Raw genomic sequence first — 16,481 nt, 5'->3', positions numbered from 1 at the left:
GTAAGAATGGTTTGTTTTTACAAGCGCTAACTGAAACGATTCCTGCTTTTAAACAGGAAATTATCCCTGAATTCAAAGGGATAATCCGTACATTACTAAAGAAATATAAAACTAAAAAATCAATCGGTGTGATTGAAGGCGGTATTGGAAAGTACTGTGCGTCTTCTCACGCTCTGGGACAGTTGGCTAAAGCACTAAAATAAAGAGAGTTTAAGGCTGTTTACTGAGGGAGAAAGGCTCAAAGAGCCCATATCCCTCAGTAAACAGCGAAAAACAATAACAGGAAAAAGTGATTCTAGAGATTTCCTACAACAACTTGACACACACCTATTTATTCGACATTTTGCCAACGTTGAGTCAATTATGATATAATCTTGTAAGTAATATAAAGAGATGAAATAGGGAATAAATTCCCGTAAACTCAGCCTATTAGATTCTGAATTAATCGAGAATAAGCTAATAATAGATGTATCAAAAAAGATTCTTTTACTAGAAGCCTTCATGCCAGGAATAAACCTTGACGATGAATAATAAATAGTAAACCATTATCGGTTTAAGCATGAGGTTTTTATTAATTTATTTCAAAATATTGTAGTAAAGATGGGGAGTCGGAGGACTACCCATCTTTGAAATTTAAAAATGTATAATAAATTTAATAAAAATCAAATATTGTTATGATACAATATATAAAAAGATTATAAAGGGGGAAGTCCATCTTAATGGACAGTGGAGATTTATCGAGCATATTACTATTAATTGTGTTGATTTTGCTATCGGCCTATTTTTCTTCTTCGGAAACAGCATTTACATCGGCTAACCGAATTAGATTGAAGAATGAAGCAGAAAATGGGGACAAGAAAGCAAAAAGAACCTTGCACTTAGCAGAGAATTTTGATGCAGTATTGTCGACAATTCTAATCGGTAATAATATTGTGAATATTGCGACGTCTGCAATTGCCACCTTATTATTTGTTAAATGGTTTCCAACTTATGGAGCAACGATTGCTACTATTGTTATTACCATTATTGTGCTAATTTTCGGCGAAATTACACCAAAAACAATTGCTAAAGAAAAATCAGAAACAATTGCTAAATTTTCTTCGCCAATTATTCAAGTACTAATGAATCTATTTAAACCAGCTATCTGGTTTTTTGAAAAATGGAGACTTTTACTCGATAGAGTCTTCAATTTTGAGAACATGGAAACAATTAGTGAAGATGAATTACTCTCTATGGTCGATCAGGCAGAAATGGGTGGAAGTATTGAAGACCATGAACATCAACTCGTCAGATCAGCTATAGAATTTGACGACTTAGAAGTATCGTCTATACTCATGCCTCGAGTAGACGTTATTGGTTGTGACGTAAATGAAGAGGACTCGAAGATAGAAGAATTATTTAATAGACATAACTTTTCTAGATTAATCATTTATGATGATACGATTGATCATGTGGTAGGGATTTTACACGAAAAAGACTTTAATCGTTATCTGAAAGCTAAAGTACGTACAGGCAAAGATACCTCAATATTAACGATTGTTAAAGAAGTGATTTATGTGCCACCGGTAATGAATTTATCTAAGCTGCTTCGAACAATGCAACTTAAAAAAACTCATATGGCAATTGTAACAGATGAACATGGTGGAACTGTCGGAATCGCCACAATGGAAGACGTTTTAGAAGAACTTGTAGGAGAAATTTGGGATGAATCTGATGTAATTGAAGAAGAAATTATTGAACTGAATGATGGCTTAAGTTATATCGTAAAAGGAACGGTTAAATTAGAAAAATTATTTGACCTATTCCATCTTGATAGCTCGGATGATTTTATCTCTAATACTGTAAGTGGTTTTGTGATAGAAGAATTGAATAGAGTGCCTTTAGAGGGAGATCAGTTTATATATAAGAATATGGATGTATCAGTTACTGAAGTTAAAAATAGAAGGGTACTTGAAATAAGAATCGATTATATAGAAACAAATTATGAAACTTAAAGATAAAAGTTTAGCATGTTGGTATTCAGCATGCTTTTTTTTATCAAAAATAAAGTCATTATTTAAAAAAAGGGTGAGCAGATAGTATATGTTTAATGTTACAGATGATAGTAAGTCGACGGAAGAAATTGCACAACAATTATTAGGACATCTGCTGGTTAGAGAGACTGATTTTGGTAAAATGTCAGGGTGGATTGTTGAGATAGAAGCCTATTTAGGATATGAAGATGCTGCGGCTCACAGTTATTTAGGCAAAAGAACACCTCGTTTGCATTCTATGTATCAGGAATCTGGAACTATTTATGTCTATCAAATGCACACTCATAAAATGTTAAATATAGTAACGCAACCAAAAGGCGTAGCACACGCTGTCCTGATCAGAGCAATTGAGCCAAATGAAGGGGAAGAATTAATGCAACTGAATCGTAAGAAAAATGGCGTTGATTTGACAAATGGCCCAGGAAAGCTCACTAAAGCATTAAATATTACAATGGAAGATAATGGACTCAGTATATTAGAAAAGCCTCTATACTTAGATTTAAGTAAAAAACTAGAACCTGTTAATATTGATTCTTCTCCAAGAATCGGTATACCAAATAAAGGAGAATGGACAGAAGCAAAATTACGGTATACAGTGACTGGTAATCCCTATATATCTAGAAATCGAGGAAAGGTTTCCATGGATAATGGATGGAAATCTATGTTAGAATAAAGTAACGAACATAAGTAGGAGGATAAGTTTTGAAACAAGATCTCGCAACTTATATAGATACTGAGTTGAAAAATCTTTTCCCAGTTTTCCAATGGAAAGTAATTAAAAATACAAATAATAGAATTGTTGAATTATATATAACCTTTAATGTGAAGGTAGATGAATCGCTTCAAGTCCAAGATGTAATTGGACAGACTAATCAACCTGGAAGTATTCAGTTTGAAGATGTTCTCTGTTTTTATGACCCAGCATATGCGCATGTAAAACCTCAGAATTATTTAGCTTCTATTCCAATAAATAGTCATACGGGTATAGAAAAAGGACACGTGTCTGCCTGTTTAAAGCAACTGAACATCATAACTGAGGAAGGTATCGTGGAGTTAAAGAAATTTTCTGATGATAACGTGACGGGAGATTTTAGGTTAAGATGGAATGAACGCAATTTAGAAGGAACCATACAAACTTTGAAATCAATAAATCGTTATGATAAAGAAAAAATTAAAATGATGCTTGACGAAGAAGAGTCTTTTATTGAACAAATTAAAAAGGATGAATCAAATGACGGAGTGGAAAGAATTTAAAGTCCATATTAATGGAGAAGCTACAGAAGCTGTATCAAATATTTTAATCGAATTAGGCTCTGCCGGTGTATCAGTAGTTGATCGTAAAGATTTTCTATCACTTCCTGAGTATGGGTTTGATACATTATGGGCCTTAGATGAAAAAGCTTTTCCAGATGATGGTGTTGTTATTAAAGGTTATTTTTATGGGGACGATGCTTCAAAAGAAACTGAGTTGGCTTTAATCGAGAAAATCGAATCCCTTAAATCTTTTGATTTGGATATTGAAAACTATGAAGTCACAACTGAAGATGTAGTAGAAGAAGAATGGGCTAATGCTTGGAAAAAATATTACCATCCTGTTTCGATTACTCGATACATGACAATTGTCCCACAATGGGAAGAGTATTCAAAAAATCATGAAGAAGAAAAGATTATTTATCTAGATCCTGGGTTGGCCTTTGGGACCGGCACCCATCCAACTACTAAACTCTGTCTACAAGCTCTAGAAAGTAGTCTAAGAGGTGGAGAAACGGTTTTAGATGTAGGGACCGGCTCTGGCGTGTTAACCATTGCTAGTGCGCTGTTAGGGGCCTCTAAGATCCAAGCATTTGATTTAGACGATGTTGCTGTTAAGTCAGCATATGATAATATACAATTAAATGACTTAAATACAGAAATATCCGTGCAAGCAAATGATTTACTTAAGGGTATTGATGTACAAGCAGATATGATAGTTGCCAATATTTTAGCTGAAATTATTTTACTTCTTATACCTGATGCGTTTAAAAATCTAAAGCCGGGTGGTAAATTTTTATCTTCTGGTATTATCTCAGAAAAAAAAGAAGAGATACTTCTTAGTTTAAAAGATAATGGGTTTGAAATAGAACAAATCAATCAAATGGGAGACTGGGTTGCTATTTTAGCTATTAAACCAGCTGAAGATTGAATTTTTAATGAAAGCTTTAAAAAAATAGATATTAAGAAAGAAGGATAATTATGATAGAAAATTTAAAAAGTTACATCGATCATACTGTACTAAAGCCGGAATCAACTGATCTAGATATCCAACAAGCTTGTCTGGATGCTAAGAAACATGACTTTAAAGCGGTTTGTATTAACCCTACATGGGTAGCCTATGTTTCTGATCTACTAAAAGACAGCAGCGTTAACACCTGTACGGTTATTGGATTTCCGTTAGGAGCTAATACTACAGCTACTAAAGTGAATGAAACGAAACAAGCAATTAAAGATGGAGCAGATGAAGTTGACATGGTAATTAATATTGGAGCCATGAAAAGCGAGGATTTTTCTCTTGTACGTGAGGATATAAAAGCCGTTATTGAAGCTGCAGATAAAAAAGCCTTGGTAAAGGTGATTATTGAAACTTCTTTATTATCTCATAATGAAAAGATCCGAGCATGTGAGATAGCCAAAAGCGCTGGAGCTGATTTCGTAAAAACATCTACTGGATTTTCAACTGGTGGAGCTACCGTAGAAGATATCAAATTGATGCGTACAGCAGTCGGTCCAGAAATGGGCGTTAAAGCATCTGGTGGCGTTCGCACATATGAAGATGCTAAAGCAATGATTGAAGCTGGGGCTACTCGTATAGGAACTTCTAACGGTGTGGCACTTGTACAAGGTATAGAAGGAACTAACGCTTACTAGAGTAAACTTGATAAGCATTAGTAAACCATGAGTTGAAACTATTATACAAAAACGATATAATACTATTGAGAACCAGCACTGTAAAGTGCTGGTTTTATTATCAATTAGAATGATTATTCTTCATAATTAAATAGTTTAAATAAAGAGTGAGCAGATTAAATTATTTAGATCATGAGAAAAGAAGGTAGGATCTATGTCACAAAAAAAAGACTATACTCCTCAAGAAGTCATTGCATTATGTTTGACATATATGAATAGTGAACATGTAGCATTCGTTAAGCGAGCTTATGATTTAGCAGAAGAATCACACAGAGGACAAATACGTAAATCAGGAGAAGCCTATATCATGCATCCTGTTCAGGTAGCAGGGATATTAGCAGATTTAAAAATGGATCCTGTAACCGTTGCTACGGGTTTTCTTCATGATGTAATTGAAGATACTGATTATACTTATACAGATATTGCAGAGATTTTCACACCGGAAGTAGCAGATCTTGTAGATGGTGTTACAAAATTAGGAAAAATTAAATTCAAATCAAAACAAGAGCACCAAGCTGAAAACCATCGTAAAATGCTATTGGCAATGGCTCAGGATGTGCGAGTGATTTTAGTGAAACTAGCAGACCGTGTACACAATATGCGCACACTAAAGCATCATCGTCCTGAAAAACAAAGAGATATTGCAAAAGAAACATTAGAAATTTATGCTCCTTTAGCTGATAGGTTAGGTATCAGTCGAATCAAGTGGGAACTTGAAGATATTTCGTTGAGGTATATAAATCCTCAGCAATATTATCGGATTGTTCACTTAATGAATTCTAGACGAGAAGATCGTGAGCGTTATATTGACGATGCAAAAAAAGCCATCGTTGAGTCAGTAGATGAACTAGACATTAAAGCAAATATTACGGGACGTCCTAAGCATATTTATTCAATTTATAAGAAAATGAAACAACAGAAGAAACAATTTAATGAAATTTATGATCTGTTAGCTATCAGAATAATTGTTGATTCAATCAAAGACTGTTATGGTGTGCTAGGGGCTATTCACACAAGGTGGAAACCAATGCCTGGCAGATTTAAAGATTATATTGCTATGCCTAAGGCTAATATGTATCAGTCATTGCACACAACGGTTTTAGGTCCAAATGCAACACCATTAGAAGTTCAAATCAGAACATACCAAATGCATGAAATTGCAGAATATGGTGTAGCTGCTCATTGGGCTTATAAAGAAGGCATTACAGAGAAAATCGACAACGATGATTTATCAGAACATATCTCGTGGTTTAGAGATATTTTAGAACTTCAAAGTGAATCTAGTGATGCAAGTGATTTCATGGATTCAATCAAACAAGATATCTTTAAAGATAAAGTTTATGTTTTCAGTCCAAGAGGGGATGTAATGGAACTGCCTTCCGGATCAAGTACCTTAGATTTTGCGTTTCATGTCCATACAGAAGTAGGGAATAAGTCAATGGGAGCAAAAGTTAACGGCAAGATTGTTCCTTTAAATTATAAACTGAAAAATGGAGATATAGTCGAAATGCTGACATCTTCTAATTCTTTTGGACCTAGCAGAGACTGGTTAAACTATGTCAATACTTCAAAGGCTAAAAACAAAATCAAGCGATTCTTTAAAACTCAAGAAAAAGAACAAAATGTAGAACGTGGTAAGGAAATACTTGAAAAACAAATTATAGAAATAGGTTTTAGCCCAAAACAAATCTTAAAAAAAGAAAATATCAGTAAAGTGACGGATCGCTTCAATTACCAAAGTACAGATGACCTTTATGCTTCGATAGGTTATGGTGAATTAAAAGTTGTTACTGTAGCGAATAAACTTACTGAAAAAGAACGTAAACTAAAAGAAGAAAAAGAGTTGCAATTAGATCAGAATCATCCCATTGAAATGAAACAAAAAAAAGAACCCGAAAAAATGAAAATCAAACATGAAGGTGGGGTGGTCATACAGGGAGCCGACAACTTACTAGTAAGATTAAGCAAATGTTGTAATCCTGTACCTGGAGATGAGATTGTAGGATATATTACCCGAGGGCGTGGTGTATCAATTCATCGAAGGGATTGTCCAAATGTTCATGCATCAGAAGATGCAGAGAATAGATTAATTGAAGTTGAATGGGAATCAAGCGGGAACGAAAAAACTTATAATGCGGAACTTCAAGTACAGGGGTATGATCGTTCAGGATTGTTGAATGAAATCCTACAAGTAATTAATTCACAGACAAATCAATTAAGTAATGTAAATGGTAAAATAGATAATAACAAAATGGCTATAATCAAAGTAACAATTGGTATTCAAAACCTTAATGAACTAGAACGAATCGTTGATAAAGTCAAATCAATACCAGATGTTTATTCTGTTAAAAGAATTACTTCTTAAAACTTTGTTTTTAAGGCTATAACAAAAGCTAGCAGGAGGTTTGAAATTGCGATTAGTTATCCAAAGGGTTACAGAAGCCCGAGTAGAAATTAATGGGGAAATCATTGGATCTATTGGAACCGGCATGGTTATTCTAGTAGGAATCAGTCAAGAAGATACCGAAGATGATGTGATCTATCTGGTTAGAAAAGTGAGAAATATGCGAATTTTCGAAGATAGTCAAGGGAAGATGAATCTTTCTATAGACCAAGTAAAAGGTTCTGTACTTTCTATTTCCCAATTCACGTTATATGCTGATACAAAAAAAGGGAATCGACCAAGCTTTGTGAATGCCGCTAAACCTGATCACTCAGCGCCCTTATATGAGAAGTTTAATGCGGGTTTATCTTCTGAAGGAATTAATGTAGAGACAGGAATTTTTGGAGAAGATATGAAGGTTTCGCTACTAAATGATGGTCCGGTAACAATTATTATTGACTCAAAAAATAGATAAATCAAAAAGCTCCTGACAAAAATTGTCAGGAGCTTTTAAGTTTATTCATTATCGTATTTAACTTATTTCCTTTTTAATATATTTGTCAATGGATAGATACCTAAACTCTGTAAGATAAATGAAATCAAAATAGATGAAAAAGCGATTGAAATTAATATCGGATCTTTTACTAGAGCGCTATCTATGGTCCATAAAAGCAAAACAACTGACATAGAACCTTTAATGCCGGCCCATGAGAGTACTAAGAGAACAGAAGAGAAATTTTCAAATCTCTTTTTCCACTGGGGTACTAAATAAATCGTAGATCCTAATACTATAAAACGTGCTAGTATTGAAAGAACAAAAATTAAAAAAGCTAAATACCAGTAATTAAAATAGAGGTAGGCCGCTGACTGTATGCCTATGAGAAGGAACAAAAAAGACATTAATATCGGATCGATTACATTCCAAAAACCTCCCAAGGCTACTCTAAATTCTTCTTCTTTTTCATCTTTTTTGGAAAAAGCAAACGAGAGCATAATTCCGGATACAACAGTAGCTAAAACTCCTGAAAAACCAAGTTCTTCAGCTGTTAGAAAGCTACCATAAGCTATTAATATACTAAGCATGATTTGATACTCACGGTGTGAAGTAATATGAATTGCATGACTCAATACCCATCCGAAAAATAGTCCTACAATAATACCACCTAGTGAAACAAAAACAAAACTCTGAAGAAAATTTATAACTGAAAATGCATTACCCGTTTCTACCATTGAGAGAAATACAGTAAACATAACAATACTCGTACCATCATTCAACATTGATTCGCCTTCAACAATATCTGCAATTTCATCTGCTTCTGTGTTGTTTTTCAAGATGGATACTACAGATACCGGGTCAGTGGGAACTAAAATCGCAGCCAATAGGAAAGATAGGCTCCAAGAAAGAGGGTGAAAATAGGAAGTTATCCAAAAAATCCCAGCTCCCAATAACAATACAGTTCCCACCATGCCGACTGTGCTTAATGTAATCATTATAGAGGCGTTTTTTTTAAAAGCTTTAGCCGAAAACTGATAAGATGATACAAATAAGAGACCCGGAATAAAAATAGCATACAAAATATTTTTTGATATAGACAAATCAGAAAATAAAGGCAAGAATGACAGCCCAATCCCAGTTAAAAGCAGTACTACTGGAACTGGAAAATATTTTTTCTTAACATCAAAGGTATATACAGTGATACTTACGAACAATAAAACGATTAATTGAAGATATAAATGCATAATATAACCTGCTTTCTGAATGAATTATTATATAAGTATGTAATTAAACGTAACAAATGTAAAGAAAAAACTAAAGGGAATCGTTTATATTTTGTTCTTACCTACTTATTCGGATCTTCAAAAATGATTAACATAATTATTTGTTTGGATGCGACGAAAAAAATCGACTCATTCAATTAGAAAAAAGTCTGAATTGAATAAGTCGATACAAGAGATAAAAAAATAATTAATCAAGCTAGAACAATTTTATTCTAGTCCAAGTATATATGATTTCCTTTGTTTAACCAAGAATAAGTAAGTCCAATAATCAAACCGCCACCAACAAAATTTCCAAGGGCAGCTAAGAGCCAGTTGGTTGCAACTGAAGCAAGAGTCATTCCAGGGACTGCACCACCATATGCAAAGAATGCAAGAGGGAAAGAAGCAAAATTAGCGATGACGTGTTCGAATCCTAAGAATGCAAAAATAAAAATGATGAATATCATAGAAATAACTTTACCTGCGTCATCTTTCATTCTAATAGTACAGAATACTGCTACGTTAACAATTATATTAGCAAATATTCCTTCTGTAAATATTTGAAGAGGAGACTTTGCCAATTTCCCTTCAATGGCATGAAATAAGAAATGATCAGTTGGCAAATCTTGGAAGACAGAAGATAAAGAAACTAGATAGCTTGCTAATATACCTCCAATTAAATTGAAGAGTAAACATGAAAATAATATAATAAGTGCTTTTTTTCCAGATAACAATTTACGATGTACCCCAACTGTTGCATACATCATGTTAGATGTTCCTAATTCAGCATTCATATAAATAATCATCACGAGGGACCAGCTAAACATAAATGAATATGAAAACTTACCTGAACCAGGAATAGCTTTTTCAGCTGCTTGCGCCGTAATCACTGCGATAGCAGTTCCTAAAGTTAAAAATAAAGTGGCCAACATGGCTCTAATAAAATAGCGAATTGCACTTACTTCAAAAAGTTGTTTCTTTTTTTCTATACTCTTTTCAATAAAATAAAAGAGGCCTTGATAATTTGCATCCATTAAAATTCCATCCTTCTTGTTAGTTTTTACACAATAAATTTATATTACCACTTTGTTCTTCGTTTGAAAATGAAAAACAATATATTTTCAATAAAAAAACGGATAAATGATAGAATGATTAAATGATGCCACTTACATTAAAAAATTATAAGATAGATAAGCATACCAGCTTTACTTTATAGAGCATAAATGAATATCAAAACCTTTTGATATAAAAAACACTTTTTGAAGAAAATTAGCTCTTCAAAAAGTGTTTTAGGATTTAATTCAAAAGCAAACTACTGTGAAAAATAGTCTCTCAATCCCTGATAGATTGCTTCCACTACAGTTGACTGATAGGCTTGAGTATTTACTACAGAAATATCATGGTCATTATTTAAATAACCTAATTCTAGTAGTATCGAAGGCTGAGCATTATTTTTCAATACAAAGTATTCGGCAGTTCTGACTCCATTATTAGGTAGAGTCCCGTTTGTTTCCAAGTAGTGATTGACTGTATTGGCTAACTCTAATTCATTTTTAGAATAATAATAAGTCGTTGTACCGCTCATAGAATTAGCGATTTCTATAGTGTCATAATGTATGCTGATAAATGCATCAGCATTAGCTTTATGAGCCAGATAGACCCGGTCATTTAAAGAAATAAAGGTATCATCTGATCTAGTTAAGATCGCATTGGCACCGGCGTCTTGTAGACGTTTTTGCAAAGTTTTAGCTGTACTCAAAGCAACCTCTTTCTCCAAAAATCCAGTCTCAGACAAAGCACCAGGGTCTTTCCCGCCGTGGCCTGCATCAATCATAATGGTTGCTTCTGAAAGATTTGTAGCGATTCTTTGTTTTTGATTTTCTTGTTTTTCAACATCTGCTGTATCTACTTCTGAAAGGCTGGAAACCCAGTTTGCTACATATCCAGTGCGGCCATTATCTAGTTGTACTTTATACCATTTTTCTTCAGTGCCTAAATAATTAAGCTTACTATTTGAAGCTGCAACGGTTAAAATATCACCATCAGTACTGGGAGAACTTCTGATATTTGTATCTTGATTTCCAATAATAACTTGTTGGGTAGAAACAGATTCTTCGGCAGCTTGCTTGACCGGTGGATCAATTAATTTTAAATAATCTTTGTGGATCCAAGCGACTTTTCCTAAATAAAGGATCTGATACCAGTCTTTCTCTTCGTATAGGACAGAAAGCTCGGTATTCTCGTATACTATACCTAACTTTTTAGAATCAGTAGTAGCGTATTGTCTAATATTGACCTCGGTACCGGTAACTATACCATAACGCTGATTTTCTGAAGAAATTTCTTCATTTTCTACTAGCCAGCTTGCTACCCATCCAATTTGGTCATTTGATAGCCTTACTTTGTACCATTCGTTATCTTCAGCTAAAACATTTAATCTCTGATCTTCATTGACTTGAGTCATAACATCGTAAGAAAGTCCTGGACCGATACGTACGTTCAGCACGTTAGCTTTAACTACGACTGTATTTTCGTTGGCCAATACGATCGTAGAAGCGATGGTTATACTCAAGAGTAATAGAATAATAGCTATAAAAATATTTTTTTTAGGAAATAATTGATTATGTATAGTTGGGTCATTTTGATCCATTACAGGCATCCTTTCAAATAGTACAGGGTAATAACACTCAGTTTTTACTATTATATCAGTTAAATCTTTGTCATTGCAATATGTAAGAGGGACTCAGAAAAATAAAAACGTATATTGACTTTACAACCTCTTTCTTGTAAGCTTGTAATCAATAAATATATTTAGAACTTAACTATTTAAATAAATTACCAATGAAAGAGAAATTAGGATACTTGTTATTGACCTAGAAAGGTTCTCCTTGGCTGAAAGAGACCCTTAACAAATATCTGAAAGACACTCTGGAGGTTTGATAGTGAAAAGCTATCACGTAGAAGGCGTTAACTTTAGAGTGAAAGTAATTTACTTTCTAAAACTAGGTGGTACCACGTGACTCAATTATTATACACGTCCTTCTTTTATACATTCGTATAGAAGAGGGGCTTTTTTTATTATATATAATGACACATGAAACTGGAGGAAAAAAATGAATTATCAAAAAATTAAAGGAACCCCTGATTTTTTACCAGAAGATACAAATAAATGGCAGTATATTGAAAGCCATGCAAGAAAAACCTTAGCTCGTTATCAGTTTAAAGAAATTCGTACCCCATTATTTGAACAATTCGAATTGTTCTCTCGTGGCGTGGGAGAGACAAGCGATATTGTTTCAAAAGAAATGTATGATTTCATGGATAAAGGAAACCGACATATTGCTCTACGTCCTGAAGGAACTGCTGGAGTAGTGCGTGCTTACGTAGAAAATAAATTATACGGACCTGAGTATCATAAACCATCAAAATATTATTATATTGCACCCATGTTCCGATATGAACGTCCTCAAAAAGGCCGTATGCGTCAATTCCATCAGTTAGGTGTGGAAGTTTTTGGGAGTAGTAATCCGGCAACGGATGTTGAAACTATGGCCTTAGCAATGGATATCTTCAAATCATTCAACATAAAAAATCTCAAGCTTGTCATCAATTCGTTAGGAAATACTGAAACACGTAAAGAATATCGTCAAGCTTTGATTAATTATTTAGAACCGCATATGAATGAGTTAAGTGAAGACTCTAAGAACCGTTTGTATAAGAACCCACTGCGTGTTTTGGATAGTAAAAATAAAAAAGATAAAGAACTTGTCGCTCAGGCGCCTTCTATATTAGATTATTTAGACGAACATTCTAAGCAGAATTTTGATGCAGTGAAGAAATATTTAGAAGCTTTAGAAATCAATTATGAAATTGATAGTAATATGGTAAGAGGATTAGATTATTATAACGATACAATATTTGAGATTATGACTGAAGATCCCAATTTTGGTTCAAATACAACTGTCTGTGCTGGTGGTAGATATGATAGTTTAGTAGAACAAGTTGGAGGACCTTCCACTCCAGGATTTGGTTTTGGTATTGGTCTTGAAAGACTCGTAATGTTACTTGAAAATAGTCACTTTGATTTCCCGGAAGTTGCTGCTTTAGATGCATTTATCGTGACGATTGGTAACGCAGCAAATAAAGAAGCTCTTAAAGTTGCTTCTATTTTAAGAGCAGCAGGACTTAATGTAGAACGAGAATTTTTAAATAGAAAACCTGCAAAACAGTTTAAGACAGCTGATAAATTAAATGCTAAATATGTATTTACGTTAGGTGAAAATGAGTTAAATAAAGGTACAATCAATGTTAAGTTGTTAGAAACTGGAAAAGAAACAGTATTATCTTTAGATAAAGTATCTAAAGATAATATAGTTGAATATTTAAAAGAAATTGAAAATAGCTTAAAGGATTAGGATAGGTGAAAAGTATGGAGAGAACGATGTATTGTGGAGAAGTAACAATTGAGCAGGTAGGAAAACAAGTCACACTAGCGGGATGGGTCCAGAAAAGAAGAGATCTAGGTGGAATGATTTTTTTAGACCTTAGGGATCGTGAAGGAATCATTCAAGTCGTATTTAATGCTGAAAAATCTCAAGAAGCATTTATAATCGCAGAAACATTGCGTTCTGAATTTGTGGTTGAATTAACTGGAAAAGTTGTAAAAAGACAAGATGGCACAATAAATAAGGATTTGCCAACTGGAGAAATAGAGATTGAAGCAGAAAGTATTTCGATTTTAAATAAAGCCAAAACACCTCCATTTGATATTCAAGATACAGTAGAAGTGTCAGATGATATTAGATTGAAATATAGATATCTTGATTTAAGACGTAACAAGATGAAAGAAAATATGATTATGCGTCACAAAGTAAAAAAAGTTTTTAGTGATTTTTTAGATAGCAACGGATTTTTAGATATCGAAACACCATATTTAACTAAGTCTACTCCTGAAGGTGCTAGAGACTATTTAGTCCCATCACGGGTACATGAAGGTAAGTTTTTTGCTTTGCCACAGTCACCTCAATTGTTTAAGCAACTTTTGATGGGGGCAGGGATTGATCGTTATTATCAAATTGTACGTTGTTTTAGAGATGAAGACCTTAGAGGAGACCGTCAGCCAGAATTTACTCAAGTTGATATTGAAACGAGTTTTATTGACGAAAAAGAAATTCAAGATTTGATGGAGAAATTATTGGTTGATGTTGTTAAAGAAACTAAAAATATGGAAATTTCTCGACCTTTCCCTAGAATTTCATATGATGAGGCTATGAATCGTTATGGTAGTGATAAACCTGATACACGATTTGACCTTGAACTTATTGAATTGGGGGATATTGTGACAAACTCTGATTTTAAAGTTTTTACAAGTACTATTGAAAACGGTGGAGTAGTCAAAGGTTTGAATGTAAAAGGTGTGGCTGATGACTTCTCTCGCAAGAATATTGATGCTCTTGGAGAAGTCGCTTCTATATATGGGGCTAAAGGATTAGCCTGGATGAAAGTGACGGAAGAAGGATTTAGCGGACCTATTGCTAAATTCTTTCATGATAAACCGATTGCTCAAGAACTTATGAAGAGAATGGATACAGAAGAAGGAGACTTACTTTTATTTGTAGCCGACAAACCTAAGGTAGTATTTGATGCATTAGGCGCATTAAGAATCCATTTAGGTAAAACACTGAATCTAATTGATGAGTCTCAATTAGCATTCTTATGGGTCGATGAGTGGCCATTATTAGAGTACGATGAAGAAGCTGGACGTTATAGTGCAGCTCATCACCCTTTTACTATGCCACTTGAAAAAGACCTTGGTAAGCTAGAATCAGATCCTCAAAATGTTTATGCAAATGCCTATGATATTGTATTGAATGGTTATGAAATAGGTGGAGGATCTATTCGGATACATCAGAGAGAATTACAAGAAAAAATGCTAAAAGCATTAGGGTTTTCTAAAGAGGAAGCAGTAAATCAATTTGGGTTCTTATTAGATGCACTGGAATATGGATTCCCTCCACATGGTGGGATTGCTTTTGGACTTGATCGATTAGTCATGATTCTTGCAAATGAGAAAAATATTCGTGAAGTAATTGCGTTTCCTAAAAATGGTAAATCAATAGATCCTTTAACGAATGCTCCGTCAGTTGTTTCTGATAACCAATTAAAAGAGTTAGCCCTGAAGATCACTGCTAAAACAGATAAGGAGTAAAAAATGATATTGATAGGTTCGCACGTAGGAATGAAAGGTAAAGAAATGCTGCTTGGCGCTGCTGAAGAGGCCAAAAGCTATGATGCAACAACTTTTATGATTTATACTGGAGCACCTCAAAATACTCGTCGTAAAGATATTTCTGAAATGAAAATCGAAGCTGGACAGAAGTATATGAGAGAAAATAATATCAATTTAGATAGTATCGTTGTTCATGCACCATACATTATTAATTTGGGAAATACGATCAAAACAGAGAATTTTGCTTTTGCGGTAGAATTTATGAAAGAAGAAATCAAAAGGGCAGAAGCGCTCGGAGCTACTCAGATGACTATGCATCCAGGAGCCCATGTTGGAGCAGGTTCAGACGCAGCTATTGAACAAATTGCCAAAGGACTTAATGAGATTCTTCATAAAGATCAGAAAATTCAAATAGCACTTGAAACAATGGCCGGTAAAGGTACAGAAATTGGACGCAGTTTTGAAGAAATTGCACAAATTATTGAACGGGTTGATTTAAATGACAAGTTATCAGTAACACTTGATACTTGTCATACTCATGATGCTGGCTATGATATTAAAGAGGATTTTGATGGTGTTTTAGAGGAATTTGATAGAATTATTGGACTGGAACGGCTAAAAGTTGTTCATGTTAATGATTCTAAAAACATTATCGGGGCTGGAAAAGATCGACATGCAAATATTGGATTTGGTGAAATAGGATTTGAAGCATTAAGCTATATTGTGCATCATCCCAAATTAGAATCACTCCCTAAAATACTTGAAACACCCTATGTAGGGGAAGATAAAAAAAATAAAAAAGCGCCTTATGGTCATGAAATTAATATGTTAAAACAAAAAACATTTAATCCTGATCTGCTGGATGAAATATTAAATGAAAAAAACTGGAAATAATTAATAAAAGCAATTGAGAAAAAAAGACTAGCTGAAAAACACAATCCATTCAATTAATATCTCACAAAAAGATATTAATAGTGGTTGTGTTTTTTAATTAATTATTTTTATTCCTGAAATTGATAATAGATCTTTTCATCAGTACCAAAATCTTTCTACCTATTATAAAAAGACCGATCTAATAAAAGATCGGTCTTTTTAATGATAATTGATAGTAGAATTTAATATAAATTATACTTTT

The 16,481-nt window shown here is 33.7% G+C and carries 14 protein-coding genes and 1 other annotated feature; of the genes, 11 read left to right on the top strand and 3 right to left on the bottom strand.

Annotated features, from left to right (window positions below):
- From BLT22_RS12410 to dtd, 8 genes are all read left to right on the top strand, one after another.
- The coding region (locus BLT22_RS12410; RefSeq protein WP_218127220.1) for a hypothetical protein at window positions 1-203 on the top strand (203 nt) is incomplete at its 5' end.
- A gap of 516 nt (window positions 204-719) precedes the next feature.
- Entirely contained in the window at window positions 720-1,994 is a 1,275-nt protein-coding gene (locus tag BLT22_RS11615; RefSeq protein WP_091763451.1) for an HlyC/CorC family transporter, read from the top strand.
- An 88-nt stretch (window positions 1,995-2,082) separates the two neighbouring features.
- Complete coding sequence (locus BLT22_RS11610; protein WP_091763450.1) at window positions 2,083-2,706, top strand: DNA-3-methyladenine glycosylase; 624 nt, start codon at window positions 2,083-2,085, stop codon at window positions 2,704-2,706.
- Window positions 2,707-2,735: 29 nt separating this feature from the next.
- Entirely contained in the window at window positions 2,736-3,287 is a 552-nt protein-coding gene (locus BLT22_RS11605) for a DUF3013 family protein (protein ID WP_087057087.1), read from the top strand.
- Window positions 3,265-4,215 (top strand): 50S ribosomal protein L11 methyltransferase, encoded by a 951-nt coding sequence (gene prmA, locus BLT22_RS11600; protein ID WP_091763449.1) that lies wholly within the window; start codon window positions 3,265-3,267, stop codon window positions 4,213-4,215. Before BLT22_RS11605 ends, prmA begins: the two co-directional genes overlap by 23 nt.
- Window positions 4,216-4,265: 50 nt before the next feature.
- On the top strand, window positions 4,266-4,937 hold the full coding sequence (gene deoC, locus BLT22_RS11595; RefSeq protein ID WP_091763448.1) for a deoxyribose-phosphate aldolase: 672 nt from the start codon (window positions 4,266-4,268) through the stop codon (window positions 4,935-4,937).
- Window positions 4,938-5,130: 193 nt separating this feature from the next.
- Entirely contained in the window at window positions 5,131-7,341 is a 2,211-nt protein-coding gene (locus tag BLT22_RS11590; protein ID WP_091763447.1) for a RelA/SpoT family protein, read from the top strand.
- Between the two features lie 46 nt (window positions 7,342-7,387).
- A complete protein-coding gene (gene dtd, locus BLT22_RS11585; protein WP_091763446.1) occupies window positions 7,388-7,834 on the top strand; it encodes a D-aminoacyl-tRNA deacylase in 447 nt (148 codons plus the stop codon).
- Window positions 7,835-7,896: 62 nt separating this feature from the next.
- On the opposite strand, the gene BLT22_RS11580 is transcribed toward dtd, so the two are convergent.
- The 3 genes from BLT22_RS11580 to BLT22_RS11570 form a co-directional block, all read right to left on the bottom strand.
- A complete protein-coding gene (locus BLT22_RS11580; protein WP_087057082.1) occupies window positions 7,897-9,099 on the bottom strand; it encodes a cation:proton antiporter in 1,203 nt (400 codons plus the stop codon).
- Between the two features lie 251 nt (window positions 9,100-9,350).
- A complete protein-coding gene (locus BLT22_RS11575) occupies window positions 9,351-10,151 on the bottom strand; it encodes a formate/nitrite transporter family protein (protein ID WP_091763445.1) in 801 nt (266 codons plus the stop codon).
- Between the two features lie 278 nt (window positions 10,152-10,429).
- Window positions 10,430-11,767: an N-acetylmuramoyl-L-alanine amidase family protein gene (locus tag BLT22_RS11570; RefSeq protein ID WP_091763444.1), complete on the bottom strand. Its 1,338-nt coding sequence runs from the start codon at window positions 11,765-11,767 to the stop codon at window positions 10,430-10,432.
- Window positions 11,768-11,949: 182 nt separating this feature from the next.
- Window positions 11,950-12,162, top strand: a binding site (T-box leader).
- A gap of 68 nt (window positions 12,163-12,230) precedes the next feature.
- On the opposite strand from BLT22_RS11570, the gene hisS reads away from it, so the two are divergent.
- From hisS to BLT22_RS11555, 3 genes are read left to right on the top strand one after another with little or no spacing between them, the layout of a single operon-like run.
- Entirely contained in the window at window positions 12,231-13,532 is a 1,302-nt protein-coding gene (hisS, locus tag BLT22_RS11565; protein WP_091763443.1) for a histidine--tRNA ligase, read from the top strand.
- A 14-nt stretch (window positions 13,533-13,546) separates the two neighbouring features.
- A complete protein-coding gene (gene aspS, locus BLT22_RS11560) occupies window positions 13,547-15,325 on the top strand; it encodes an aspartate--tRNA ligase (protein ID WP_091763442.1) in 1,779 nt (592 codons plus the stop codon).
- Window positions 15,326-15,331: 6 nt separating this feature from the next.
- Window positions 15,332-16,240: a deoxyribonuclease IV gene (locus tag BLT22_RS11555; RefSeq protein WP_087057090.1), complete on the top strand. Its 909-nt coding sequence runs from the start codon at window positions 15,332-15,334 to the stop codon at window positions 16,238-16,240.
- The last annotated feature ends 241 nt before the right edge of the window (window positions 16,241-16,481 follow it).

Origin of the sequence: Marinilactibacillus psychrotolerans (assembly GCF_900101525.1) — a bacterium.
Lineage (GTDB): Bacteria > Bacillota > Bacilli > Lactobacillales > Carnobacteriaceae_A > Marinilactibacillus > Marinilactibacillus psychrotolerans.
Note: the sequence above shows the minus strand (reverse complement) of the source record. Positions and strands in the feature narration are given on the sequence as shown.